22 protein-coding genes are annotated in these 26,680 nt (G+C 59.4%); 9 read left to right on the top strand and 13 right to left on the bottom strand.

From position 1 onward, the window contains the following. Positions 1-26 precede the first annotated feature (26 nt). From O7A05_RS06905 to O7A05_RS06860, 10 genes are all read right to left on the bottom strand, one after another. Positions 27-221 (bottom strand): 4Fe-4S binding protein, encoded by a 195-nt coding sequence (locus tag O7A05_RS06905; protein WP_149906178.1) that lies wholly within the window; start codon positions 219-221, stop codon positions 27-29. A gap of 37 nt (positions 222-258) precedes the next feature. Beyond that, positions 259-1,722, bottom strand: coding sequence for a nitrogenase cofactor biosynthesis protein NifB (gene nifB, locus O7A05_RS06900; RefSeq protein WP_337092235.1), 1,464 nt, complete (start codon positions 1,720-1,722; stop codon positions 259-261). A 226-nt stretch (positions 1,723-1,948) separates the two neighbouring features. Further along, positions 1,949-3,715: a nif-specific transcriptional activator NifA gene (nifA, locus tag O7A05_RS06895; RefSeq protein ID WP_337092234.1), complete on the bottom strand. Its 1,767-nt coding sequence runs from the start codon at positions 3,713-3,715 to the stop codon at positions 1,949-1,951. A 117-nt stretch (positions 3,716-3,832) separates the two neighbouring features. Beyond that, positions 3,833-4,132: a ferredoxin family protein gene (locus O7A05_RS06890; protein ID WP_337092233.1), complete on the bottom strand. Its 300-nt coding sequence runs from the start codon at positions 4,130-4,132 to the stop codon at positions 3,833-3,835. Between the two features lie 11 nt (positions 4,133-4,143). Beyond that, positions 4,144-5,451, bottom strand: coding sequence for an FAD-dependent oxidoreductase (locus O7A05_RS06885; protein ID WP_337092232.1), 1,308 nt, complete (start codon positions 5,449-5,451; stop codon positions 4,144-4,146). Positions 5,452-5,462: 11 nt separating this feature from the next. After that, positions 5,463-6,572 (bottom strand): electron transfer flavoprotein subunit alpha/FixB family protein, encoded by a 1,110-nt coding sequence (locus O7A05_RS06880; RefSeq protein WP_337092440.1) that lies wholly within the window; start codon positions 6,570-6,572, stop codon positions 5,463-5,465. Between the two features lie 16 nt (positions 6,573-6,588). Then, positions 6,589-7,437: an electron transfer flavoprotein subunit beta/FixA family protein gene (locus O7A05_RS06875; RefSeq protein WP_337092231.1), complete on the bottom strand. Its 849-nt coding sequence runs from the start codon at positions 7,435-7,437 to the stop codon at positions 6,589-6,591. 177 nt (positions 7,438-7,614) lie between these two features. Continuing rightward, positions 7,615-7,995 carry a nitrogenase stabilizing/protective protein NifW gene (gene nifW / locus O7A05_RS06870; protein ID WP_337092230.1) on the bottom strand — a complete coding sequence of 127 codons (381 nt, stop codon included), beginning with the start codon at positions 7,993-7,995 and terminating at the stop codon, positions 7,615-7,617. Between the two features lie 66 nt (positions 7,996-8,061). Next, entirely contained in the window at positions 8,062-9,240 is a 1,179-nt protein-coding gene (nifS, locus tag O7A05_RS06865) for a cysteine desulfurase NifS (protein WP_337092229.1), read from the bottom strand. 193 nt (positions 9,241-9,433) lie between these two features. Next, complete coding sequence (locus O7A05_RS06860) at positions 9,434-9,754, bottom strand: iron-sulfur cluster assembly accessory protein (RefSeq protein WP_337092228.1); 321 nt, start codon at positions 9,752-9,754, stop codon at positions 9,434-9,436. A gap of 722 nt (positions 9,755-10,476) precedes the next feature. On the opposite strand from O7A05_RS06860, the gene O7A05_RS06855 reads away from it, so the two are divergent. Both O7A05_RS06855 and O7A05_RS06850 read left to right on the top strand, forming a co-directional pair. Next, positions 10,477-12,603, top strand: a complete 2,127-nt coding sequence (locus tag O7A05_RS06855) for an ABC transporter ATP-binding protein (RefSeq protein ID WP_415926964.1) — start codon at positions 10,477-10,479, stop codon at positions 12,601-12,603. Continuing rightward, positions 12,603-14,507: an ABC transporter ATP-binding protein gene (locus tag O7A05_RS06850; RefSeq protein ID WP_337092227.1), complete on the top strand. Its 1,905-nt coding sequence runs from the start codon at positions 12,603-12,605 to the stop codon at positions 14,505-14,507. Before O7A05_RS06855 ends, O7A05_RS06850 begins: the two co-directional genes overlap by 1 nt. Positions 14,508-14,685: 178 nt before the next feature. Here the strand turns inward: O7A05_RS06850 and rpoN are convergent, their stop codons facing one another. Together rpoN and O7A05_RS06840 are read right to left on the bottom strand one after the other, a co-directional pair. Beyond that, positions 14,686-16,101: an RNA polymerase factor sigma-54 gene (gene rpoN, locus O7A05_RS06845; protein ID WP_337092226.1), complete on the bottom strand. Its 1,416-nt coding sequence runs from the start codon at positions 16,099-16,101 to the stop codon at positions 14,686-14,688. Positions 16,102-16,132: 31 nt separating this feature from the next. Then, a complete protein-coding gene (locus O7A05_RS06840; protein WP_337092225.1) occupies positions 16,133-16,702 on the bottom strand; it encodes a peroxiredoxin in 570 nt (189 codons plus the stop codon). A gap of 857 nt (positions 16,703-17,559) precedes the next feature. Between O7A05_RS06840 and O7A05_RS06835 the strand changes: the two genes are divergently transcribed. From O7A05_RS06835 to O7A05_RS06815, 5 genes are all read left to right on the top strand, one after another. Beyond that, complete coding sequence (locus tag O7A05_RS06835) at positions 17,560-18,354, top strand: nitrogen fixation protein NifQ (protein ID WP_337092224.1); 795 nt, start codon at positions 17,560-17,562, stop codon at positions 18,352-18,354. A 128-nt stretch (positions 18,355-18,482) separates the two neighbouring features. Next, positions 18,483-19,661: a cytochrome P450 gene (locus O7A05_RS06830; RefSeq protein WP_337092438.1), complete on the top strand. Its 1,179-nt coding sequence runs from the start codon at positions 18,483-18,485 to the stop codon at positions 19,659-19,661. A 40-nt stretch (positions 19,662-19,701) separates the two neighbouring features. After that, positions 19,702-19,902, top strand: coding sequence for a ferredoxin (locus O7A05_RS06825; protein ID WP_337092223.1), 201 nt, complete (start codon positions 19,702-19,704; stop codon positions 19,900-19,902). Between the two features lie 158 nt (positions 19,903-20,060). Next, the gene (locus O7A05_RS06820; RefSeq protein WP_337092222.1) at positions 20,061-22,376 is read left to right on the top strand and encodes an SDR family oxidoreductase; all 2,316 of its coding nucleotides are present in this window, start codon (positions 20,061-20,063) and stop codon (positions 22,374-22,376) included. A gap of 228 nt (positions 22,377-22,604) precedes the next feature. Continuing rightward, positions 22,605-23,684 (top strand): LLM class flavin-dependent oxidoreductase, encoded by a 1,080-nt coding sequence (locus O7A05_RS06815; RefSeq protein ID WP_337092221.1) that lies wholly within the window; start codon positions 22,605-22,607, stop codon positions 23,682-23,684. 332 nt (positions 23,685-24,016) lie between these two features. Here the strand turns inward: O7A05_RS06815 and O7A05_RS06810 are convergent, their stop codons facing one another. Next, on the bottom strand, positions 24,017-24,244 hold the full coding sequence (locus O7A05_RS06810) for a hypothetical protein (protein WP_337092220.1): 228 nt from the start codon (positions 24,242-24,244) through the stop codon (positions 24,017-24,019). A 69-nt stretch (positions 24,245-24,313) separates the two neighbouring features. Between O7A05_RS06810 and O7A05_RS06805 the strand changes: the two genes are divergently transcribed. Both O7A05_RS06805 and nifH read left to right on the top strand, forming a co-directional pair. Next, the gene (locus O7A05_RS06805) at positions 24,314-24,703 is read left to right on the top strand and encodes a hypothetical protein (RefSeq protein WP_337092219.1); all 390 of its coding nucleotides are present in this window, start codon (positions 24,314-24,316) and stop codon (positions 24,701-24,703) included. 1,045 nt (positions 24,704-25,748) lie between these two features. Beyond that, positions 25,749-26,642 (top strand): nitrogenase iron protein, encoded by an 894-nt coding sequence (gene nifH / locus O7A05_RS06800; RefSeq protein WP_337092218.1) that lies wholly within the window; start codon positions 25,749-25,751, stop codon positions 26,640-26,642. Positions 26,643-26,680 lie beyond the last annotated feature (38 nt).

Raw genomic sequence — 26,680 nt, 5'->3', positions numbered from 1 at the left:
CCCGCCGTAGTCGGCCGATTGGGACGTCAGGCCGGAACGCACGTCATCTCCACCGGGCAAACCGAGGCGCATTGCTGTGCATCAAAGGCGTCCTTGCATTCGGTGCACTTCTGCGGGTCGATGACGTAGGCCTCGCCTTTGAATTTGATCGCACCCGAAGGACATTCGAACTCGCAGGCACCGCACTGGGTGCATTGGGATGCGATGATCTTGAACGCCATTTTTGTTCAACTCCTGGTCGGTTTGGATTGAGAGATCTCAGGCCGTCGCGGCCAGTGGTTTGGCGCCAAACTCGGCAGCGTAAACCGTGCTGATCGCGGTCTCGATATGCTCATAGCCGTAATCATCCGTCGCTCGGATTCCGGCCCCGCTGAGCTGAGCCTTCGGGCAATCTCCGATCTTGGCGCACAGCACGATATCGATGCCTTCGAGGGCAGCAAGGACGCCAGCGAGGGTGGCATCCTCGCCCCCGCCGCCCAGGCAGTACTGCTCGACTTTCCGATGCCCGACCAGGCTGATTCCTCTAGGCGAGGCCTCATAGATCTGGAACTCTCTCGCGTGGCCGAAATGTACGTTGATGCGGCCACCGCCCTTGCTGGCCACGGCGACAAGAAGCGACTTACCCGAGCCCGCCGCCTTCACCAGTTCGGTCGCCTCGCTTTTAGCCACCGCTCGATCGCTGCGCTCGCGCGCAACCACCTCGCGATACGCGTCGCGCTTGCTCGCGTCGTAGGTGACGTCCTCGGAGATCTGGTCGAGTGTGAACTCCTGCCCACGATCCTCTCCGAGCAGGCCAACGGCATCGGCTCGGCATTGCCTGCAATGGCGCATCAATCTGGCGCCGCCTTCGAGACGATCCTGAAGAGCCTTCAACTCCATCGCCTTAGGGCCGCGTTGCCCGGTCAGGCCGTAATGGGTCCCGTGCTCCGGGTTCGAAATCAGCGGCATGATGTTGTGCAGGAAGGCGCCGCGCGCCTTGACCCATTTATTCACCTCCATCAGGTGCTCGTCGTTGACGCCGGGGATCATCACCGAATTGATTTTGGCAAGGATGCCGCGCGCCGTCAGCATCTCCAGGCCAAGCATTTGCCGCTCGTGCAGGATCCGGGCGGCTTCAATGCCGGTATAGCGGCGGTGCTTATAGAATATCCAAGGATGGATCTTTGCGCCGACTTGCGGGTCGACCATGTTGATGGTGATTGTAACGTGATCGACATTCATGTCGCAAAGCTCGGCGACATGGTCGGGCAGCGCTAGGCCGTTTGTCGAGAGACAAAGCTTGAGGTCGGGGATCACCTCCGCGACGCGTCCGAACGTGGCCTTTGTCTTGTTCCAGTCGTAACAGGCATCGCCCGGTCCGGCGATGCCGAGCACGGAAAGCTGCGGGACTTGATTGGCGACCGCGATCACCTTGCGGACCGCTTGATCAGGCGTCACGTTTTCGGAGACGACACCAGGTCGGCTCTCGTTGGCGCAATCATATTTGCGGTTGCAGTAGTTGCACTGAATGTTGCAAGCCGGGGCGACCGCCACATGCATGCGGGCGAAATAGTGGTGCGCTTCTTCTGAATAGCACGGATGGTCCCTGACCTTCTCCCAGACAGCCGACTCCATGGCATCAGCGCTTGCGGGCGAGGCGCAGGTCGACGAGGTGCATCCAGCCGATTTCGCGGGCGAGATCAGTTTGGTCTCGCTTTCAAGCGAAGTCATCGGTGGGGACATTGAATGGCTCTGTTAGGCTGACGTTGCACTTCCAGGCGCAAAAGCCGTGCCAAGCCCGCAGTGCTGGCATTCAGCCACAATCTCGGCTTGTTGTGGCTGGTTTGTCAGCTTGCTTACGACTTCGGTCTGTCAGACTTCCGACATTGACGAAGCGAATGGATCCGAGAGGATCGGTCTCGTTTCTGCAAAAACGGGCGGTCACTATGACCGGACACATGCAGACTCTCTAGAATTTCTTCACCTCGATGCCGTGCCGGCGTAGTGCATAGCCGACTTGGCGGGGCGTGAGGCCGAGGAGACGAGCCGCTTTGGCCTGTACGGAACCGGCCTTTTCCATCGCGGCGATCAGCCGGTCGCGTTCCGTCAGCCGGGCCCCTGGTGCAGGGCGATTGGGATCGTTCGCATCACCGGCGCTGTCGGGCCATCCATCGGCCGCCGAGCCGGCGATGCGCCTGGCCGGCATCGGCGATCCACCTCCGTTCATGGTGCCACGGGCGATCTCCGCGACGGCATTGGTTCCCTGCGAACAGCCGCCTCCTTTCCAAATGAGCGAAGAAAGACATTGGCCGTTTATGCAGGCAAAATCTGACGGAGCGATCGTCCTGGACCCGGCAAGTGTAGCCGTCCTTCGCACGCAATTTTCCAGCTCGCGAACATTACCAGGGAAGTAGCATTGCGACACGACGTCAAGCGCCGAGGGGGCAAAGGCGAGCTCACGATGGTTCTCCTTGTTGAACCGGTCGAGGAAGACTTCAGCCAGACGTGGAATATCGCCGGGTCGGGCTCGCAGCGGAGGCAGGATGATTGGTATCACGCTGATGCGGTAATAGAGGTCAGCCCTGAACTCCCCATTCACCACGGCCGTTTCAAGGTCCTTGTTAGTGGCACATATAAGCCGAACGTCGACCTTAAGTGTCCTGTTTCCGCCGACCCGCTCCAGTTCACCTTCCTGCAACACGCGCAACAGTTTGGCTTGAAAGGCTGGCGAAATCTCACCGATCTCATCGAGTAACAAGGTTCCACCATTCGCCAATTCGAAACGGCCCGCCCGCTGCGCGATAGCCCCGGTGAAGGCGCCCTTTTCATGCCCAAACAGCTCCGATTCTAGAACGCTTTCAGGCAAGGCAGCGCAGTTCAATTTGATGAAAGCCTTTGTCCTTCGAGTTGAAAGCTTATGGATTGCTTGCGCGAAGAATTCCTTGCCGGTGCCGCTCTCACCGCGCAGAAGAACGGTGGAATTGGTCCTTGCGACGATTGGAACCATTTCAAGCACCCGCTTAATTGCCGGGCTTTCCCCAATGATTCCGTCGATTTTGACCGACGGATACCGGCTGGCGGTCCTTTCCTGGTCGCGCGGTTTGTCCGGTCCAGTTTGCTGTTCGACGAGTTGCTGACCATCAATGTTCGGAAGGCGGTGGAGATGGACAACTTGACCGACCAGGTCGGCGACCATGTTCAGGAAGCACAGATCCTCATTGTGGTGGACGTAGCTGGGTTGTTCGTTGGCGCGCTCGACCGACAATATTCCAAGAGTTTCATGCTGAGCTTTTACAGGGATACCGAGAAAGGTCAGTGTAACAGCGTTGTCGTTCGACACGTTTCCTACTTCACGCTGAAACAGTTCGGACTTACTGACATCCTGTATAATCACCGGCCTCGCCGTTGCGATGATTTGGTCGATTATGGCCTGCGGTGTGGCGCGGCCCGCGTCTGACTGGGATGGATAGACGTTGCCGGTTGTTGCGGAGATGTCCGGCTCTCCATCAACGCCAAAGACGGTGATTGCTCCACGACGCATGCGCACGAATGAAGATAGCGCCTTGACGACATTGGCCAGCGTGGTCTCCAGCCGGGCAGGGGCGGTCAGGACCTTCGATATCTCGTACAGGCCCCTGAGCGAAATATCCGCTTTGTGCGTGTTTGCTATGGCTGGTTCTGGTGGGGTGCTGCCAAGTCCGACTCCGTTGACCCTGACGCGCATTGTGTCGTCCATACAAACAGCTCCGTGTGTCCCCCACCGGCAGATTCCTATATTTTTTCGGATGTCGAGAAGAAGTATCGACCATGCGGTCTTCAATTGCGAGCCAGTTCTTTGCACCTGCCGATGCGATCACCCGAACTTGAACAGAACACCGAAGCCACCGCGCGGATAATCCCACGTGATCTCGCCGCTGGCCTCGCACAGCACTCGGCAGGTGCCGCACTCCATGCACCCGTCGGCTGCGATCTCAACTTGGCCCGTGGCGTTCAGCTCATAGCATTTGGCTGGGCAGATGCGTGTCAACGCCAGCAGGTTCGGGCTCGGGCTTTGGTGGGGTCGCACCTTGATATGAGGGCGCCCGGCATCGACGAGATATCGGTTTTGATAGAGCTTGTCCTCGACACGTACGGCCGGCACTGCGATCGTCATCTTGCTCTCCCTCAGCGCCAGGCGAATGCCAGGCGCAATGCGTCGCTGACCAGCCCCCATCGCGAACGCGCGGCGATGTATGCAGCAGTGGTCGCCTTTTCCTTCTCAAGTTTCGGGGTGCCGTCCACCCGCACGAGGTTTTGCGCAGCCAAAGAAATCAGCTGCGGGTAAGTCATGAAAAAATTGTGCGAGTTGGTGTGCAGCAGTGCCGGCATGTCCTTATGTTTTCGGAGATCCTTGAGGACAAACGAGCTCTCCAGCATGGTTTTGTAGAGGGCGAGGTTCTTTTTGGTGGTCGCGAGATTGCGGCTCTTGATGTGAACGATCGCCTCGCCCGCGATGCGGCCGGACGTCATGGCGTGGTTCGACCCCTCACGGTGAACGGCGTTGTTCAATTGCGCCGCATCTCCGACCGCGACCCAACCGTCGCCGAAGAGCTGCGGGATCGCCTTGTAACCACCTTCGGGAATAAGATGGGCGGCATATTCCTTCACCTCCGAGCCCGCGATCAGCGCCCGGACCGAGGGGTGGTTCTTGAATGCATCAAGGAGAACGTAAGGGCTCTCCATCGTGGCGGCGAAATCGGAAACGAGGCAACCAATGCCAAGTGAGATCGACTCCTTGTTGGTGTAGAGAAACGCTAACCCTGTCATGCTGCGGGAGATGGTCCCCGCCGCCTCGATCACGCAGCCTTCATTGCCCTTGAGGCCGAAGCGCTGCTCGATCAGCTCTTCGGGTAGGAAATGCATTTCCTTGACGGCGAGCGCCACAGTTTCTGGCTTCGGCATTTCGCGCAGGCCCGACCGTGTGCCAAGCAGTCCGTTGACGCCTTCAGCGAGAACGACCACGTCGGCCAAGATCCTTTCGCCGGCTCTGTCGGTGCGAACGCCAACGACCTTGCCCGCATTGTCATATGCGAGCTCCGTCGCCGTCGTCTCGCATAGGACCGTCGCGCCGGCCTCGCGCACCTTGCGCGAAAACCACTTGTCGAACTGGGCGCGGATGATTGTGTAACGGTTTGGCTTAGCCTCGTTGAAGTCGTCGGACCGATAGTGGATTCCAGCATGGGATGTTTTGTCCATCATCCAGAAGCGTTGCTCGACCAGATGCCGCTCAAGAGGCGCGTCATCGCGAAAGTCCGGGATGATCTCCTCAAGCATGTGCGCATACATGATGGCGCCCTGAACATTCTTGGAGCCCGGATACTCGCCGCGCTCCAACTGCAACACCTTCAGACCGCAGCTTGCCATCGTAAAAGCAGCCGCGTTTCCGGCCATGCCGGCCCCAACGACGATGGCGTCGAATTTTTCCTCGAGCATGGCCGTCTCCCTTAGCTCGCAAGCTTGTCGCGACTGTGCGGCGACAGCCGTCGAGTGAAGGCTTCCGTCAACGCCGGCAGGAAGCGGATCGCATCGGTGGCAATCCCGATATGGGCGAAATCGAAAATCGGCGCGTTCGGGTCGGTATTGACGGCCACGATCAGATCGGCGCTTTCAACGCCCACCCGGTGCTGGATGGCGCCCGAAATTCCGGCCGCGATGTAGAGCTTCGGCCGGATGGTCTTGCCGGTCTGGCCAATCTGCCGTTCAGCCGGCATCCAGCCTTTCTGGACCAGTGGGCGCGAACAGCCATATTCGGCGCCGAGCGCGCGTGCGAGCTTCGTCACGACCTGCAGGTTCTCCGCCCCGCCAAGGCCGAGGCCTCCCGCAACCACGACATCGGCAAAGGCTAGATTTGCCTTTACCGACTGCGCATCGGGCAGGAAGCCAAGAACCTTGGTGACGATCTCGTCCTCAAGCATCGACAGCTTGTGCTGGATGACACGTCCGACAGGCTTTTCCTCCCGCTGCGGCAAAGGCATGACTCTCGGCCGCACTGTCGCCATCTGCGGCCGGCAGTTGAGGGTATAGATCGTGCACAACAAGGAGCCGCCGAACGTCGGCCGCGTCGCGGCCAGCGAACCGTCAGGATCCACGTCAAGTTGGGTGCAGTCGGCCGTGAGCCCTGTCAGCAAGGTGGTCGCCACGGAGCCGGCAAGGTCCCTGCCGCGCATCGTGGCACCCAGAAGCAGGATTTCGGGTTTGTATGTATTGACCAGGTCAGTCATTGCCTTGGTGAATGGCTCATTGCGATAGTCGGCGAGCAGCGGCGCCTCCACGATGTAGGCAAGATCGGCACCATAGGCGAACGCCTGGGCGACGGCATGCCAAGAGGCCTCTCCAGTGGGTCCGAGCACCACCCCCGCAAGCTCCACGCCAAGCTTGTCGGCCAGCTTGCGACCTTCGCCAAGCAGTTCGAAAGAAACCGGATGGACTTCGCCGCGCTCCAGCTCGATGAAAACCCAGACGTGCCGATAATCCCTGAAACGCTCGGGCAGATCCTTTTTCATGCCGGCACGACCACCGGCGGGAGGAGGGGTTTCTCGGTTCACGCTCGACATCCTCAGCTCCTTGCCCTCAGGCACCTTCGAAGGCCAGTTCATGTTCCAGCGCCGGCTGGCGGGCGAAGATCGCGGCAATCAGCTCGTCAGCGAGATCACGCAGCAGCTTATCTGCGGTGTCGATCTGAACCACCTTCTCCGCCCGGCTGGCAGGGGCGAATACACGCTTCACGACAGTCGGCGATCCGCGAAGGCCGCATTTGCTGAGGTCCTCGATACCAGCATCGGCCGCACTCCATTTCACGATCTGGCTGCGGGCGGCTCGCAAGGCATCCTTCAGCGAGCCGCGACGGATCTCGTTGGTGCCTTCCAGCATCGTAACGAGGCAAGGAAGCTTGCTCTTCAGCATCTGCATGCCGCCTTCGGCGCGTCGCTCGACCGTGATCTCGCGCGCATCGAGATCCAGGGAAGCGATTTTGGCGACATAGGTGAGTTGCAGGAGCTCAAGGCGCTTGGCGATGCCAGGCCCGACCTGGGCAGTGTCGCCATCGATTGTCTGCTTGCCCGTGAAAACCATATCTGGCGGGCCGAATGCCTCTGCGATTTTGCATATTGCCTGAGAAAGCGCGAAGGAGGTCGCCAACGTGTCGGAGCCGGCAAAAAAACGGTCGGTCAGGAGCACCGCGCGGTCGGCGCCGTAGGTGAGCGCCTTGCGCAGCGCGTCCTCTGCCATAGGAGGACCCATGGTGAGTACGGTGACTTCGCCGCCGTCGATGTCGCGTAAGCTGAGTGCTGCTTCAAGGGCAAACAGATCGTATGGGTTGATGATGGTCGGCACCCCCTGACGCATGATCGTATTCGTCACCGGGTGGACGCGTATCTGCGCGGAGTCCGGGACCTGTTTGATACAGACAACGATATGCATGCGGTCTCTCTGGCCCCTATGCGGGTTAGCGCTTGATCTGTCTGCAAGCACCAATCATGCCAACGGTTAGTATCGGCGCGATCCCCTTTGGGACGCGGTGCTCTGCTTCTGAGCGGTGTTCGCGGAAGGGCGATTTGTCGGCTTCACGACATTGTCGTGTGGCAACCGGTGTCGCGTTCACTCCTCAAACGGCTTCAGGATGGAATCGAAAGGGACGAAGGCGCGGCCCGGCGTGACGGGACGATCTGGATCGTGATCTTTGAGCACCTTGAAGACCCGGTGCCTGAGCGGCGAGGAAGTCGCGAAGTCCTCATAGGCACGTTCCAGTGTGGCGCGTGCCCGAGCGGCGATCACCTGGTCGGTGAGATCGCTGAAATCCTCTTTGGCAAGATATTGGCCCATGCGCTTCATGATGTGGAGACGCGAGACATTGAGCACCTTTGGATCATAGCAGACCCCAAGGGTCACGAAGAACTCCTCCGCGGAAGACAAGCCTTTCAGCCGCGTGAGAATGTCGGTGACGTCGATGATTGGCCTTTCGGCGGAACAATGGCTCATGGCAATCTCCTTGGTCGGTGATGATGATGTCAGGCCCGGCTTTCTGATCTCAACCAAGATCCGGATCTAAATCCCTTCGCCGTATCCGCTGCAGGTCGGGAAGGAATTACGCAGCTTCTCCACGAGTGCGGGCATCACCTCGAGCACTCGGTCGATATCCTTCCCGCTGTTGTCGCGTGACAGTGAAAAGCGGATTGTCCCTTGTGCCGCGGTGCTGGCAATGTTCATTGCTCTCAGGACGTGGCTCGGTTCCAGCGAGCCGCAGCTGCAGGCGGACCCAGAAGAACAGGCGATCCCCTCGCGATCGAGAAGAAGCAGCAGGCCATCGGCTTCGACATTTTCGAAGGCGATGTTGGTGGTGTTCGAGAGCCGCTCTATCGGATCGCCGATCACGAAAGCCTCTGGAATGCGTTGGAGAAGTCCGCACTCCAGCCGATCGCGGAGAGACTTTATCCGCTTGCTATCCTCGTCCATGAATTTCATGGCAAGCTCGGCTGCCTTGCCAAGCCCGACTATGCCAGGCGTATTCTCTGTGCCAGCGCGCCGGTTGCGCTCCTGGTGTCCCCCCTTGATCAGCGACCGGAAGAGTACGCCGCGCTTGATATAAAGCGCACCGATCCCCTTGGGACCGTGCAGCTTGTGACCGGAGAGCGACAGCATGTCGATTGCTGTCGATTTCAGGTCCACCGGAAACTTACCGATCGCCTGCACAGCGTCCGTATGGAAAAGCGCACCGACTCCCTTGGCCAACTCAGCAAGCTCTACCGTGGGAAAGATGGTACCGGTCTCGTTGTTTGCCCACATCACCGAGACGATTGCCACGTGCGGGGTCAGCGCCGCCTTGTACGCGTCGACATCAATCCGGCCGTGGCGATCCACCGGGATCTTATGGACCTTGACGTCGCGCGTCTCCTCAAGATGCTCGCACAGCGTCAGCACGGCCGGGTGTTCGACCGCCGAGATCACGACCTCTGTGCGGCAAGGCATAACCTCCAGCGCCGAAAGGATTGCCGTGTTGTTGCTTTCCGTTCCGCCCGATGTGAAGGCGATCTCATCTTCGAATTGCGCGCCGATCAGCGCTTGCAGCTGCTGGCGCGCCTTCTTCACAACCGCGCCGACCGAAGCGCCAAAACCGTGCTTTGACGAAGGATTGCCGAACTGATCCACAAAGAGCGGCCGCATCGCTTCAAAGACTTCAGGATCCACGCGTGTCGTTGCATTGCTGTCTAAATAGATAGGCCTCATGAATCTCTCCTTAGCTGACCGGGAACACGCCTAGGGCAAGATGGTCCACGATGTCCTGCCCTAGGCGATGGTGACGGAAGTGGATCGGCAATTCGTCCAGGCGCCGATATGCGACAGCATTCGCCAGAACGCCCGGAAAGAAGAGGTATTACGCCGTTCATAGTCCGACATGATTTCTCTACTCCTAGGCAAATCAGCCGAAGGACTTCCCACAGGCGCATTTCTTCAGCGCGTTGGGGTTGTCGAAGACAAAGCCAGAGGCTTCAAAGCCCGTGAGGAAATCGACTGTCATACCGACAACATGGGGTTGGGAGCTTACGTCCACGAACACCTTGACGCCGTCCTTTTCGATGACCGCATCGCCCTCGCGCGCGAGGCTTTCCAGGCCCATGAGGTACTTCAGTCCCGCGCAGCCGCCCCCCTCGACCTTGATGCGTAGCCCTTCCGCCGGCTCGCTGGCTTGGGAAAGCGCGGTCCTTACGGCGGCGACAGCATTTTCGGTGAGCGTGATCATGGGACGCTTTCTCCTCAGTCCGCGATGCGTTCGCCTATGTCGACGCACGTATCGTGCCAGAGGAGAAACTTGTTCCAACCGACGCAATATTTTTCGGCAGGTCATGTCAGGTGTTGGATATCGCGCAACACGCAGTCTGGATGGCCGGGCAGGAGGCCTCCTCCGCTCCGCCCTTCGGAAATGCTGGGTAACAACACCGATTTGTCGGCTTTGTCGAGGCTACAACATAGGGGTGTTCGGCCTGGCATTCTCTCGGGCTCTTTCAACGCGCTGAATAGCTTGGCGGAACTGTTCTCTGAGGCTCTTTGGGCGCAATTGGCATGGCTTTTGAAGCGCTCGTCGCGGGCCGTCACTCAAATGACCCGTGACATCGCAACGAAGGAAGGACAGCAACATGTCAGATCTGCCCCACAATCCTATTCGAGGGGCAACCTGGCATCTACATTGGCCACCTCCCAAGACACGTTCGCCGCCATTGTCGAGCGGCTGAAGATCTTGAGCCATCGCCGGCTCATTGGCTCGCCGCTTCTGCTTCCACGTTCGGAAACGTGGCCAAGAGCGAATTGGTCGACGATGAGATCGCTGCCACTACGCGAGATCGATGGCCGGTGAGGCGACTACGATGATGAGCTGGTTACGGGATGTCTTGCCCCGCAGTCTCCTTCAGCAATTACCAGCGCCTTCGCCTTCGAAAGGCGTGATCGACTCCGAAACCGACTTGGATGCTGGTGCCTGCCCCCGGGACCCATGCGGCGCGGCTGGTACTGATCATCCCACGAAGCGCCGCGGCAATGACGATTTGTCCAAGGACTCCTTTCAGCCAGGCCGAGCTCACCGGTTTTCTTGCTCCACCCCAATTCAACGGCCCGGAACATAACAAAATGAAAAGCCAACCTTGGCTGACAGTCCTTCAGCAACTGCTTGTCCCGGTGAGCCGTCCAACTGCCTCGACAAAGCTAAAACAAACAGCTCTGGGAATTACGCCCGTTAACAGTCATGCCGATGGCGGCCCAACCAATCCAAGAAATTCGTTCGCCCATGTGGAGGCGGCGGGTTGGGGTCAGGGCCTGAGCACGCTGACGCGTATTACACGCATGAATCTGCGGCACCCGTGGCAGGTTGCTTTCGCAATTGGATCGACCTTCATTGCAGCAACCCTCCAGTTGCTCATTCCTGTACTGCTCGGTCGCGCTGTTGACCAGGTCCGGAGCGGTGGGAGCATCTCCGGCGATGTGGTCGAGCACCGGCTTTGGATAACCGCTCTCCTGCTGCTCACCATCAGTGTGCTGCGCGGCCTTTTCACTTTGGCGCAGAACTACTTTGCGGAATCGATCCGGCATCACTTCGCCTATGAGCTGCGGCTCGCCTGTTATGAGAAGATCCAGCGCCTCAGCTTCTCTTTTCATGACCAAGGGCATTCGGCCGATCTGATCACCATCTGCATGCTCGATCTCGAAGGCGTGTGCTGGTATTTCTCCTCAGCGTTGATCCGTGCCGTCCTGTTGGCGATGTTGATCGGAATTGGCGCCTACATTCTGCTCTCCGCCGATCTGGCGCTTGGTGCCCTGGCGCTAAGTTTTGTGCCGTTCGTCGCATGGCGCTCATCGCGCACCCAGCTCAAGCTGCGCGCCACCTGGTTCGAACTGCAAGGGCGGCTCTCGGTTCTGAGCCGCGTCATGGAGGAAAATCTCTGCGGTATTCGCGTTGTCCGCGCCTTTGCCGCGCAAGCCTACGAAATGCTGAAATTCGAGCGCGCCTCCAAGAGCGCGCTCGCACTTGCCTGGGAGCGCGTTGACATCTACGCGCGCGACACTTCGGCGATGACCTTCTCCTTCTTATTTGCCATGGGGTTGGTCCTCTGGATTGGCGGCAACAAGGTTATCGCCGGTGAGATCAGCGTCGGAAACCTCGCGACCTTCCTGACATTCATGACTGTTCTGCAAATGCCGGTCCGACAGATCGGGTTGATGGTCAATGCCTTCGCTCGCGCTTCGACCTGCGGCTCGCGTCTGTTCGGCTTCCTAGACCTGGATGTCGCAATTAAGGAAGCACCCCACGCTCGCCCCCTCGAGATCAGCGAGGGCACTATGCGTTTTGAAAATGTCTCGTTCTCTTATCCTGGCGCTGAAAACCGCCAAACACTCAGGAATATCAGTTTCCAGGCCCGCAGGGGCGAGACCATCGCCATTGTCGGCCCGCCCGGTTCGGGCAAGTCGACGATGGCTCACCTGATCCCCCGTTTTTACGATGTCACGAGCGGCAGCATCACGCTTGACGGGCAAGATATCCGCCACGTCACCCTTTCCTCGCTTCGCAGGGCCGTGGCGGTCGTGCAGCAAGATGCGTTCCTGTTCACCACAACGGTCGAGAACAATATCGCTTATGGAGATCCATGGGCCAACGAATCGCGGATCGAGCGCGCAAGCGAATCCGCCCAGCTGCACAACTACATCCTGGGCCTGCCGGCTGGCTACAAAACCGTCGTTGGCGAACGTGGCGTTTCCCTATCGGGCGGCCAGCGCCAGCGTCTCACAATTGCCCGCGCGATGATGCTGCGCCCATCGGTCATTATTTTCGACGACGCGACCGCAGCCGTCGACGCCGCTACCGAACAACGCATTCGCTCGGCCATGCGGCGTTTCGCGACAGATCGCGTGACGATCATCATTGCCCACCGGCTGAGTTCAGTCATGCATGCCGATCAAATCCTTTTCGTGGAAAATGGCGAGATCGTCGAACGGGGCACTCACGACGAGCTTCTGGCCAAGGCAGCGCGCTACAAGGCCCTCCACGACCTTCAGACCCACGCAGGCAATGACATGCTGAACGATGATGATGGCGCGAGCTGATGGTCCAGTTCATCGAAGTTGAAAGCGAACGCAACAATGGCTGCGACGAGGGTACTCGTCCGCCGTGGGCTGTCGTCGGCTCGCCGCGGATCGAAGAGGAGTTGTTCGCACAGGCTTTTGACAAGAATATTGTCCGGCGGATCTGGACGTTCCTCGAGCCTTACAGGATCAAGGTTGCTATCGCGGTTGCCGCGGTCCTGATCTGCGCCGGCGTGCAGCTTCTCATTCCTCTGATCATCCGCCATGCGATCCAGCACGCCATCTCTCCACGAGGCCTAGATGGCAGTGAGCTGCTTGCGGCTGCCGGCGTGTTCCTTGTCGCGATTCTGGTCAATTGCGCTGCCAGCCACACGCAAGAAAGCATGATCGGCAAAATGGTCGAGCTTGTACTTTTTGATATCCGCCGCGCCATGTTCGGCCATCTGCAGAAGGTTTCGCTCTCCTTCATGGACAAAACCGAGGTCGGGCGTCTGATGTCGCGATTGCAGGGCGATGTCAGTTCAATCCAGGAATTTCTCGAGACCTCAGCGCTTTCAGTGGGTGATATCGCCCTCCTTTTCGGCATCGTCGTCGTCATGCTGTGGCTGGACTTTTCCTTGGGGCTCCTTACGCTCACCGTCTTGCCGGTCCTTTTTGTCGTGCGCATTTTATGGCTGCCGAGCGCCCGCAATGCCTTCACGGCCGCGAACGAAACCAATTCGGCCGCTAATGGCGCGCTGGCCGAGGCCATTCATGGCGTGCGAGCAGTACAGTCCATGGACCGTCAGGAGGTCAATTTTCTCCTCTATGACGACAAGGCCCATGCCAATCTCAAGACGCACTTGACTGCCGCCAAATATGCCCAGGTCATGGTGCCGATTGTTGATACCCTCACAGGATTCGCCATGGCCTTCGTCGTCATCGCCGGTTCAAAGATCATGCATGGCCGCATCGATGTAGGCGTGACGATTGCCTTCTTGTTCTATATCCAGCGTTTTTTCGACCCGATCCGCTCACTCACGCTACAGTATTCCATCATGCAACGCGCAATGGCGTCGGGCAAACGACTGACAGAGGTGCTGGACGTAGAAATTAAGATTGTTGACAAGCCGGACGCCAAGGCGCTTTCCCCGCAAATGGACGGTTCCGTCGAATTCAGGAATGTCACCTTCGGCTACGATCCCGGACATCCGGTGCTGAAGAATTTTTCCTTGAAGGTCAATCCCGGCGATACGGTCGCGCTGGTTGGCCCAACCGGTTCGGGAAAATCGAGCGCCATGGCGCTCGTTCAGCGTTTCTATGATGTCCAGCAAGGCCACGTGCTTGTCGGCGGACATGATGTGCGCGATCTAACGCAGGAGTCGCTCGGACGTCAGGTCGCCATGGTGCTTCAGGAGCCGTTCCTCTTCACGGGGACGGTCTTGGACAACATCCGCTACAATAAGACGGACGCCACGCGCGAAGAGGTGATCCAAGCGGCCAAAACCGTCGGCGCCCACGACTTTATTATGAAACTTGCCAGCGGCTATGACGCTCCGCTTGGCGAGCGCGGTGGCAATCTCTCGCTCGGCCAGCGCCAGCTCATCAGTTTCGCCCGCGCTCTCGTTGCCGATGCCAAGATTCTCGTCCTCGACGAGGCAACCGCCAACATCGACAGCCACACGGAAATGCTGATCCAGAAGGCTCTGACAAAGCTTCTCCATAACCGCACTGGCTTGGTGATTGCCCACCGTCTTGCCACCATCCGCCGCGCCGACCACATCGTCGTGCTGCAGAATGGAGAAGTGATCGAGACCGGTAGCCACGCTCAGCTGATGGCGATGGGCGGACTGTATTTCAAGCTCTACAACCTCAACTATGCGTCGTTCGACGACCTTGCCGAGGAGCAAACTGAGACCACCGTGCAAGGCGGGCGCCAGACCTGATGCCTGCATACCAACGTTCACGGATTCGGTAAGTGGCTCAGCGCCCGGCGCGGCGAGCGCCGCACGTCAGGACCGACACGATCCGGGCGCGACAAAGGCCAAACCCACTCGCCGGAACGCCATCGATTTGGAAGCTTTTGTCAGCAGGAAGAGCGGCTAAGGCTTGGCCCTCCCGGCATCAAAGCCAGCCGCGCTTTTGCCGGCGCCGTTGCACGGAGGACGGGATGTTCATTGCCTCCCGGTATTTCATGACAGTCCGGCGAGCAAGGTCGATACCGTTTTGCCTGAGCCGGGCGGCAATGTCCTCATCGGAAAGCGCGGCATCTTCCGCAGCGATGATCGCCTTGATCTGATGACGAACGGCTTCAGCGGAGTGGGCGTCGCCGTGCTGGCAGGAGCCGATCGCAACGGTGAAGAAATACTTGAGTTCGAACACGCCACGCGGCGTGAGCATGTACTTGTTCGAAGTCACGCGGCTGACAGTCGACTCATGCATATCGATCGCGTCGGCGACGGCTCTGAGATTGAGAGGCCGCAGATGGGCCACTCCAAGTCTCAAAAAGGCATCCTGCTGGCGCACGATTTCCGCGGACACCTTGAGGATCGTCTTGGCGCGCTGATCGAGGCTGCGCACGAGCCAATTCGCATTGTCCAGGCATTCGTTTAGAAATGCCTGATCCTTCGGATTTTGGGCGGTGAGGCGCAACACTTCGACGAAATAGTCTTGGTTGATGAGCAGCCTGGGCAGCGTGTCTGGATCAAGTTCGACATTCCATCCACCTGCGGGCGACGGCAAGACCCACACGTCAGGTACGATCGATTCCGGCCCCCCTGATTGGAATCGGTTACCAGGCTTGGGATCGAGCGCACGCAGTTCGTGCAACATATCGACAAAATCGTCTTCATCGACCTCGCAACGGCGCCTCAATCCTTTGAAGTCGCCGTCAGCAATCATCTCAAGATTGGCGATCAAAGCTGCCATTGCCGGGTCGAACCGGTCCTGCTGACGCAACTGGATTTCAAGGCACTCGGCAAGGGTTCGCGCAAATACCCCCGGCGGGTCAAAAAGCTGCAAGGTTGCCAGAACCCGTTCCACCACATTCATCGGGGCATTCAGGATGGCCGCTAGCCCCAAAAGGTCTACCTGAAGATACCCGGTGTCGTTCAGATGACTGGCCAGTGCGCCGGCAATCACGCGCTCCTGTGGGTTGAACGCTGTGAGGGCGATCTGACCGGCGATATGTTCGTGCAGTGTTTCAGGATTGGGGACAAACTTCTCCGGCGAAAGGTCTTCCCCAGGCGTGCCAGTGGGTGTGTCGCGCGTCGATTTCTGTTGCCGGAGCCGATCCGAACCTTCGGCCCTGATCGGCCCATCAGCTTGGCTGGGATTTTCCCGCGCACTCGGTGAGGTATTACCATCAGACTCACTGGTGTTTGATGTCAGCTCCAAAAGCGGATTTTTCTCGACTTCCTGCTCCACGAATTGACGCAGTTCCGTGTGCGCCAGTTGCAGCAAGCGGATGGACTCAATGAGTTGAGGTGTCAGAACCAGGGATTGTCTTTGGCTCTGAACCAGGCCTGCTGAGGACTTCATGATTACCGCCAACTCCCGTCGAGCGACGCGCCTAGGCTGTGCGCAATGGACCCTGTGAGACATTCATTCCACAAGACGTGCTTTGCGCGCCTCTCAGCGATGCAAGAATATTTTGCGGCGACGACACCCCATAGGGGTCCGTCTCACAGTTGTCGCAGAAACCCTCTTCTTCGAACCACCGCTCAACCACACCGTCGTTGATCACGGCGGCGTAACGCCAGGAGCGCATACCGAAGCCGACATTGTCCTTGGCCACCAGCATACCCATGTTGCGCGTGAATTCGCCCGAGCCGTCCGGGATGAGCTGAACCTTCCGCAGCCCCAAGGCTTTGCCCCAGGCATTCATGACGTAGGCGTCGTTGACCGAAACGCAGTAGATCGCCTCAACTCCCTCTTTCTCGAACTCGTCATAGAGTTCTTCAAAATCCGGCACTTGGTAAGTCGAGCAAGTCGGCGTGAAGGCGCCCGGCAACGAAAACAGGATGACGCGCTTGCCTTTGAAATAATCGTCGGAAGTGGTGTCTTCCCAGCGGAACGGATTCGGCCCACCAATGGATTCATCGCGAATACGCGTGCGAAAGGTCGCGAAGGGAACGGTCATCAATGTTGCTCCTGTACAAGGGAATTGACGCAGTGCGTCTCTGTGGGCCGCCGTAACATTGACACTGGCCGGTATGGGTGAGGCGTTTTTCCGGGCTGATCCTTGCAGCGGCTACGGTCAGGCTCCCGCTCTTCGGCGCCCGACGAGGTCGCTCTGGGGGACTTGGGTTCTCTGGTCCGCCTTCTGCGGCCGTGCCGCAGGAACGGGTACCGACGACGAATTGCTTGTCTCCGAGCGAAGTGGGCCGGGGCGCCCACGTCGGGATGGCAGTCGGGGGCAATACGCGGATATCCATCGATGTCGACGATGTCCCGACCAGCATCCTCGCCAAGCTTGACACGGATAGTCCGCCCGTCTCCCGAGCGGCCGCAAACGTCCGCCACCACCTGAACACACCGGAAACGCGTTGCCGCAGCGTCACCATTGTGCCCCGCATTCATGCTACATCCACATTGCCATTCGCCCCGCAACAAGCCTCATCTCCCGGTCCGTGAAGTGTTCACGGATCTCCAAGCATGGATCGTGCCAAGGAGAAATCGTTCTAAAACAAGGTGGCGGGTTTCAATTTGCTATGTCGCATGTCCGACATCGGACATTGCGAGGGGGGGTCGCTTGCTTCGCAATTCCCCACCGGCTGTGAGCATCCTGCCCACGATTTCTGCGGTGGCTGAAACGGACAACCCCGGTGTCGGGTTGCCGGTGACGCTTGGGTCGTCCGCGTTTCTTGGATGCGCTCCCAACCAAACCAAGAATGCGTTCCAGGTCTCATTTTGTCGTGGGCGGCGCAGTTGGCACGGCGGTTGCTCTCCTCACCACGAGCGGCAGACGATGCCGGTAGGCTTTCGGTCGCGGGTGACATGGCGGTCGAGACAACGAAGCAAGGAAGCGAAATGTCAGGTCAGCCTCAGGAAGGCATTATTTGGAGGATGGGGGTCAGCCGGCGAGTTCGAAGGGCCTATTGGCCGGATCGGCTTCAACACGCACACGCGCCCAGCACCGGGCAATGGCCATCGATCGATCCGGCGGTCAGGTTCGACGAGCATGTGCTTGCCTGCGTCCTCTCGAGGGCGCTCGAGGAGATCGATGTCGGCGAGGCGACTGCCACGCAGGCAACCGGCCTTTCGGTTGCCGATCTGCGCGATGTTCTGACGGGCCGTTTTCCGGATGTCCCCATCAGCGCCTTCGCCTTGGAAGAGGCGACGGACGTCGAACCGGAGATGGAAGAACAACTGCTGCGCGACATGCTGCTAACCCAGGCCCGGCCGGGAGACCCGGCGAGCGCCCGGTTCGCCAAAATTATCGCCCGGCGCGCCATGCGCGATGACCATCTCTGGCAGGATCTTGGCCTTTTCAATCGGGCCGAACTCAGCCGCTTGCTCGCCACGCATTTCCCAACACTGGCGGCCGGCAATACCAAGAACATGAAATGGAAGAAGTACCTCTACCGCATGCTCTGCGAGGCTGAAGGTTTTTCAATATGCACAGCGCCCAGTTGCCGCCAATGCAGTGATTTCGAAAGCTGCTTTGGCGCGGAGGAGGACGAAAGCCACCTTGCACGGATCAGGAACGACTTTGATCTGAATCAAGAGCAGCCTTCGGGAGTTACGAGACCGCCAGCGCTTGATCCCGCGGTATTGCAGCGAGGCGGATGATCATCGCTTCGCGACATTTTGTGCCAGTGCGCTTGACACAGAGGCTACCCCATGCCGCCCCAAGGAGGCGTCAGATGGCGAAAAACCAGCTTGCGAGCAATCCGCTTCCAGATCATGTCCCGCCTGAAATGGTAAGGAACTTCAGCCTGTTCACGTCGCCTGGGATGCCACCCACGGCCAACGGGGATCCCCACGCAGCCGTGACCTGCGTCCATGCCGGGCCGCCGATCTTTTATGCTCCAAACAACACGCGCGATGGCCGAGGTACCTGGGTCATGACGCGCGCCAGAGACCAACGCACAGTGCTCCAGGACACTGAAACCTTTTCCAGCCACCGCAGCATCTTCGCCTCCGCGCTTGGCGAAAACTGGCCGATGATTCCACTCGAACTGGACCCACCGGCCCATGGCATCTTTCGTTCGCTCCTCAACCCCCTATTTTCACCCCAGCGTGTAAGGGTGCTGGAACCGGCTGTTCGGGAACGGGCGATCGCCCTGATCGATGGGATCGTCGCCTCGGGCACAAGCTGCGATGTGATGAAGGATTTTGCCTTCCCTTTCGCGGTCAACATCTTCCTTCGCTTTCTTGGGCTACCGGACGACCGGCTCGCCATCTTTGTCGGCTGGGGGCAGGATCTGCTCCATGGCGACGCTGTCAAAAGAAAGGCCGCGGCCCAGCGGATCGTCGCTTTTATCGACGACCTTGCAACCCTGCGCCGCAAGGCACCCGTTGATGACTTCATGACCTTCCTGGTGCAGGCACAAGTCGAGGGCCGCCCGCTGACCGACGAGGAAGTCCGTAGCATCGGCGTGCTTCTGTTCGTCGCGGGTCTCGACACGGTTGCAGCAGCCATAGGCTTTGATTTGGCCTATCTCGCGCGCAATCCGAAAGACCAGCAGTGGCTGCGAAGCAAACCAACCCGCATCGTGGTCGCAGCCGAAGAATTACTGCGCGCTTACCCGACCGTGCAGATGATCCGTGTGGCAACAAGAGACATCGACTTCGACGGCGTGCCGATCCGTAAAGGGGACTATATCTCCTGTGCGACCATGATTGCCAATCGTGACCCGGCGGAATTCGAATGCCCCAACACGATCGATCTGGCGCGTGAGGAGAATTGCCACACCGCCTTTGCCCATGGCCCCCACCGCTGCCTTGGGTCCCATCTTGCCCGGCGCGAGATCGTCATCGGCCTGGAGGAGTGGCTGGCGCGCATCCCGGCGTTCCGGATCAAGGGAGGTACGGCGCCCATCACTCATGGCGGCCATGTGTTCGGGATCGACAACCTGATCCTGGACTGGTCCTGAACAATGCGTCGCAGGTTGGAGAAGATATGGAGCTAGCGCTATGCGCATCATCGTCAACAAGGCCAAATGTCAGGGTCATGCGCGATGCTGGGCGCAGGCGCCGGACATCTTCACGCTTGATGACGAGGGCTACATCCTGCCCGGTGACATCAACGTGGCCAAGAAAGACGAACTGAAGGCGGCACGAGGGGCACGATCCTGCCCTGAACGTGCTCTCGCCCTGGATCGCGGTCCTGCCTAAATCGGTGACCGTCTTTCATCGAGAGTCTCACGACGCTGGCGCATCGAGCCGCTCCCGGACGCGATGGTGCGGCTCCCACCTCCGCGCCGGACACGACGAAACGTTACTGCGGAATTGAAACCGCGAAACGCCTCTTCCTCAAAAGTTGGGACAAAGCGATGCGCCATGCAAAAATTACTGAACTGCTCGACCGGGAGGCCATCCGCGACTGCCTCTATCGGTACTGCCGCGGAATAGACCGCGCTGATGAGGCGGCACTGCGCAGCGCGTACTGGCCCGATGCGCATGACCATCATGGTGCACATTCCGGCTCGGCCGAGGGCTTCATCCGGTTTGCGCTGGATGTGTTCAAGACCCAGCCGCGCTACGTTCACCAGGTCACCAACATCCTGATCGATTTCATCAGCCCGACCAGGGCCGCAGTCGAGAGCTATTTCACCGCGCTGCAACGCGGACCAGACAGGTCCGGCGAGATACGCCAAGAACTCCTCTGCGGCCGCTACTGCGATTTCTTTCAGAAGCGAGAAGGGGAATGGCGGATTGCCGAACGGACGGTGGTCTACGATTGGCTGCAGGAGCAGATCCCGCCGACGGGCTTCGAGCCAGAGCGGTTCGGGCTCCGGCAGCCGATCGGAGCACCGCATCCAGACGATCCGGTCTATGCGTTGGGAGCGGCTGCAGCGGAGGCGAAGGGCCCTGACTGTCCTGCAATGCCCCAGCCCTGGTTCGGCGAAGGCCTGTCCGCTTGGCATGCTTCGAATAAGTCCAGAGCGGAACAGGCCCAGGTCGGACGGAAATGGATCGTCCCCAAGGCGAGCACCTGTGGCGAGACGGATATTTCCGCCGGCTGGCGCCGGCCCGAGATCGGTGTCCCAGGTGGCAGAGAAATTCTGATGGAGCGGCTGGCCCGACGCACCGTGATCATCACAGGTGCTGCCGGCGGAATCGGCCGTGTCTTGGCCAATACGCTTGCCGCGGATGGAGACGTGGTCGTTGCGGTGGACCTTCCCGACAGTGGGGTGCTTGAACTGGCCCGCGATCTCGGCCGCCCGCATCTCGGCCTCGAGTACGATATCTCCAACGAGGAGGACATCCTCGCCCTTTTCCGTCGTGTCGAAGGACAGTTCGCGCCGATCAGCGTTCTCGTCAACAACGCAGGTATTGGGCCCGCCATGGACGCGACTGTCGGGACCAGTATCGAATCCTTCCGACGCACCCTGGCAGTAAACCTGATCGGGCCCATCGTCATGGCCCGCGAAGCGGCGACGCGGATGCAGCCGGGGGCCGTTATCGTCAATGTCGCCTCGATATCGGGCTTGGTCAGCAATCCCAAGCGCAATGCCTACGCTGCGTCGAAAGCTGGCCTGATCGCCTTCACCAAATCCTTGGCGGGCGAGTGGGCTTCGCGCGGCATTCGCGTCACGGCGGTAGCGCCGGGCTATGTGCGCACGTCCATGACCGCGGCCCTTGAACGCGCGGGCAAAACGGACCTGGAGGCGGTGCGCCGCCGCGTGCCTATGGGCCGCATGGGACGGCCCGACGAGATCGCCCAGGCCGTTCGGTTCCTGGCCAGCCCACAAGCAAGTTACATCACCGGATCGGTCCTGACCGTTGACGGTGGTTGGACATCCTTCAACCAGCCGGGCGATGCGCATCCGCCAGTGGATGGGGCGCCAGGAGCCGAACTCTCCCGTCCGGCCGAGCACGCCCGTGCGCGGATCGTACTTGTCACAGGCGGCGCGAACGGCATTGGCGCGGCTGTCGTTCGCCGCTTTGCCGCGAACGGCGACACCGTCGTGATTGCGGACAAGGATCGCAATGCCGTGACAGAACTGGCTCGATCGCTCGGCGGCAAGCATGTGGCCAAGACCGTGAACATGGTCGTCGAGAGCGAAGTCGTGGCGCTGTTCGAAGAATTGCGAGAGCGGTTCGGTCGCATCGATGTCCTCGTCAACAGTGCTGTCGCCCCAGACCTGCCGGGGATCAAACAAATACCGGCACGAACCGAACAGATTCTTGATCTCACTCTTTCCGGCGCCTTCACTTGCGTGCGTGAGGCGATCAAGATGATGAGCCTCGAAGGCATGATCCTTCATATCGGATCGATCAATCCCTATCGGCCCTTCGCACCGCGCCATGCCTATGGCGCGTTCATGGCCGGGTTGGAAATCCTGACCCGGTGCATGGCGGCCGAACTCGGGCCGTGCGGCATTCGGACGGCCGCCATCGCTCCTGGCTACATCCGCACGCCAGGGATCATTCAGTTAATGAAGCTCGGCAGCATCGACCACCCGCAGGCGATCAGCCAGCGCATCCCGATGCACAGGCTGGGTCGGCCGGAAGAGGTCGCGGACGCAGCGTTCTTCCTGGCTTCGCCGGACGCTTCGTACGTCAACGGCTCAATCCTGTACGTGGACGGCGGCTGCAGCTTGTCCGGCGATGCAGGATTGGCCAGCGAACCCGGCCAGGAATGAACCGAGTACCAAGAATGATTGTCGACCCAGCCGGCGGCTGGTGCACCCGAGGCCGGCGGGCGTGCCGCCTCGGCTACTTCCGGGCGCGGCCGCAATCCGAACGGAAGCAACCTACGACGATGTAGTCGACTGACCCACGCCAAGACAGGACCGAGACCGAGGCAAATGCGCTCGACACACATCTCAAGGATCCCCGATCAACCAACCTGCGTGAAACAAGGAACCACTATGGAATTCGCGACATTCATCCTGGCCGCCCAACGCGGCTATCATCAATCGTCCAGCAGTGTGATCCGCAACTCGATCGAGCAGGCTGTGCTTTCCGAACAGGCTCGATTCAACACCGCCTGGTTCGCCGAGCACCACTTCAACAATTACAGCCTGGTTCCGTCGCCCTTGATGATGGTGGCGCACTGCGCAGGCGTCACGGAAACCATTCGGCTCGGCACCGGTGTGTGTGTTCTACCACTCTACCAGCCGCAGCGCTTGCTCTCCGAAATAGGCTTTGCCGACGTGGTTTCGAACGGCCGCCTCGAGCTGGGAGTCGGCTCGGGGTACCAGCAGTTCGAGTTCGAACGTTTCGGCGTTGACGTTGATGAGGCGCCGGATGTGTTTTCTGAATATTTGGGGGTTCTGCTCAAGGGCCTGAAGCAGAAGATTTTCGAGCACGACGGCCAATACGAGAAGATACCGCCGACGGCGATCTCGGTGCGCACGGTTCAGAAGCCGACGCCGCCGATCTGGATCGCCGCCGGGTCCGCGCGCAGCATGGGTCGGGCATACTGTGAGGGACACAATCTTTTTGTCACAGCGTTCCACGACGGCTTGGAGACCCTGCGCATGCTGCGCGAAAGCATGGAGAAGGCGGCGGCTTCCGAGGGTAAGAATGCCGCGCAAGCCAAGATTTCGCTCCTGCGCTGCTGCTATGCCAGCGACAACGCCGCGGAGATCAACAGCTATCTCGACAACGCCCGCTTCCAGCGCCGGCTATCTGAAGCACTGCACCAGCGGCGCCAACAAAGCCAGGACGGCTACCTGCTGCAGGAAACACCGACGCAGCAGGATCTGTCCTTCGACGCTATGCGCGAGAACTTGCCGATCGGCAGCGTGAATCGTGTGATCGATCGCCTTCTGGAAGAGATGGATATCCTAAAACCGGACCAGATCGCGATTCAGACCCAATTGGGGGATTTCGACCACAAGACGATGCTGCGCCAAATCGAGCTCTGGGGCGACAAGATCATCCCGGCGCTCAACAAGGCACTCGGTCACAGGGTTGCCAGGTCGCAAAGGCCTGAATTGAATTGAGCGGCATTTGGCGTGGCGCTGTTCGAACATCCGTCAGCAGACATGGTCGATGCTGTCCTCCGGCAGGGAATCGGGAACCTTCTCCAAGATGGAAAGTCTCGCGGCTTGGCCGCATGCTGGAAGATCAGCGCCGCGCACCTTCTCTCTCGCCATCAGTCTGGTGTGACTGGGCAGCAGGTGTGCTTTTCGGAAGCCAGTGGCTCGCCGTCCACATGCAATCGCGACAGCGACGCCCAGGCACGTCTGCACGCGGCTTCGTCAGGATGTCGTCAGCAACGGCCTCTATCTGCTCGTAGAAATCCGCCTGCGAGTCAAAGCCGGTAGGGTGACTGTCATCCCAAATTGATCACGGAGCCAGAAATGAAAAAGTCCTCGCTGCTGGCTCCGGCCATGATTGGCTCGCTGGGCTTGTTTGTGACAGCGAACTCGGTTGCGTCCGAAGCCAACGACCATCCAGCTACGGCATCCACATCATCCACATCATCCACGTCATCCACGGCACCCACGTCATCCACGACACCCAGCGACGACCGCAAAGATGCCACACCCGCTGCGACCATTGATGATCTTGGGGCCGGCGAAAGACTCCGCTGTTTCCTGCGGCTCGGGAAGTGCACGGATCCTCGCTTTTGAGCAATGAATCAGGCCTTGGCGTCGGCCATGATGATCAGGCGAGTCCTGGCGATAGGGACGCCGAGCGTGTAGTGGCCAGGATCAGTCAGCATCTGCTCCGGTCGCCTGATCCGTTATGGCAGTTCCGTCAGCATATCGTCAGCAGCGGTCCCTATCTTCGTCAAATCCGTCCACCGGCACCTGCGGCTCGACAACCGGCAGGGGGTTTGACGCAATTTGCCGCTGCTAAATCGATCAATGGAGAGAGAGAAATGACGAAGGCCATTCTTCTGGCAGTGATCGTGATTGGCCTGCTCAGTTTGCTTGTGACAGCGAGATCGTTTGTGTCCGTCGTTCAATCGGCTCCGGCTGCCTCCAGCTCCGCACCGACCGACCAACACCCATGATTCCGCCACAGGTCGAACCGATGAGCTGGGGTCGGCCAAACACTCCGCTCGGTATGGTTCGAGACGTGCACTGATCCTCGCTTTGAGCGTGTCGGCAACCTCTCTCCACAGGAATGAGCTTGCCGTCGGCCATGCCGATCGGGCCGATATGCACGGTTTTTGCAGCGGCCAAGATCATGAGGATCTCCTCCGGTCCTCCTAGCCCGTGGTGGCCGCTCAGTCAGGATGTCGTCAGCAGCAGTTCCTAACGTTCTCAGATCGATCTGCCCACCACCCTGCAAGTCAAACCCAGCAATTATGGCCTGCCCAATTTGCCGTTCCCAATCAACGGAGACAGAAATGAATAGGACCCTTCTACTCGCAACGACCGTGATTGGCTTGCTTGCCTTGTCGGCAGCAGCGATATCGTTTGGGTCTTCAGTCGCCCGGACTCCGGTAACGCCCACGGCAGCAAGCGCTGGGAGGCAGGATGCCGCCAGGAAATCAATCCATTTACCAGACTACACGTTCATCTGGCGGTTCTTGCCACGATGGATATGGCGGTAATAAATCTGAGGGCGAAACCTTCTGCGTCCGAAGTCCATTCGGCCCGGTGACGGCCGCGGCAACGGGATGGGATAGGAAGCTACCGCATATGCGGCCAGTGTTCATGCTGAGTGGCCGACGCCGGCACTGGTCGGATATGGGCCTCTCGCGCCGGCCACCGATCGTTTGATACATGCGGTCCATGCTCACGGCGAAACGCCGTCATGCCCAAGGCCAGGCTCAAGGAGTTGCTGATCCGGATCAGCCGCTGTGGTTCTGGGTCTTTATCCGACATTTACCGATCGACACCTGAGTAGGCTTTGTCGGATTCCCGACATAGGTGTTCGGCCAATCAGCCTCTTGCATGAGGCTAAACAGCCGAAAACAAACAAAAACTTTTCTTCATCCCGATCAAGGCAGGTTGGCACGAGTTTTGATGCTTGTGTTGCGAGCGGCATCATCCGCCGACCGGTATCGCGTGTATTAGCCCCAATTGCTGGAACGAAGGAAGGAAAGACACATGTCGGCTTTGCGTCAGATCGCATTCTACGGAAAGGGGGGCATTGGGAAGTCTACGACCTCCCAAAACACGCTCGCTGCCCTGGTCGACCTCGGGCAGAGGATTCTCATCGTAGGCTGCGATCCTAAGGCCGATTCCACCCGTCTCATCCTGAACGCGAAAGCGCAAGACACCGTGCTCCATCTCGCCGCACAGGAAGGGTCCGTCGAAGATCTCGAACTCCAAGACGTGCTGAAGATCGGCTACAAGGACATCAAGTGCGTCGAATCCGGTGGACCCGAGCCGGGCGTCGGGTGCGCAGGCCGCGGCGTCATCACGTCCATCAATTTCCTCGAGGAGAATGGCGCCTACGAAAACGTGGACTACGTCTCGTACGACGTGCTTGGTGACGTCGTGTGCGGCGGCTTCGCAATGCCTATCCGCGAAAACAAGGCACAGGAAATTTACATCGTCATGTCCGGCGAGATGATGGCGCTCTATGCCGCCAACAATATCGCCAAGGGTATTTTGAAATATGCCCATTCGGGCGGTGTGCGTCTGGGCGGTCTGATCTGCAACGAGCGCCAGACTGACCGCGAACTCGATCTGGCCGAGGCTCTCTCCAAAAAGCTGAATTCAAAGCTCATCCACTTCGTGCCACGCGACAACATCGTCCAGCACGCCGAACTGCGCAAGATGACGGTGATCCAATATGCGCCGGACTCAAAGCAGGCGGCGGAATACCGCGCGCTTGCCGAGAAAATCCACGCCAATGGCGGTCAGGGCACCGTCCCGACACCGATCACCATGGAAGAGCTCGAAGACATGCTGCTCGACTTCGGCATCATGAAGACCGAGGAGCAGATGCTCGCCGAGCTTGCGGCAAAGGAAGCCACTCCTGCGGCCGCTCAATAGTCCCGCTCAGGGCGCCGGGCATTCCGGCGCCTTCACCG

Origin of the sequence: Mesorhizobium argentiipisi (SeqCode), assembly GCF_037179585.1 — a bacterium.
GTDB classification, from domain to species: Bacteria; Pseudomonadota; Alphaproteobacteria; order Rhizobiales; family Rhizobiaceae; genus Mesorhizobium; species Mesorhizobium argentiipisi.
This window is presented reverse-complemented; position numbering and strand designations above follow the sequence as displayed.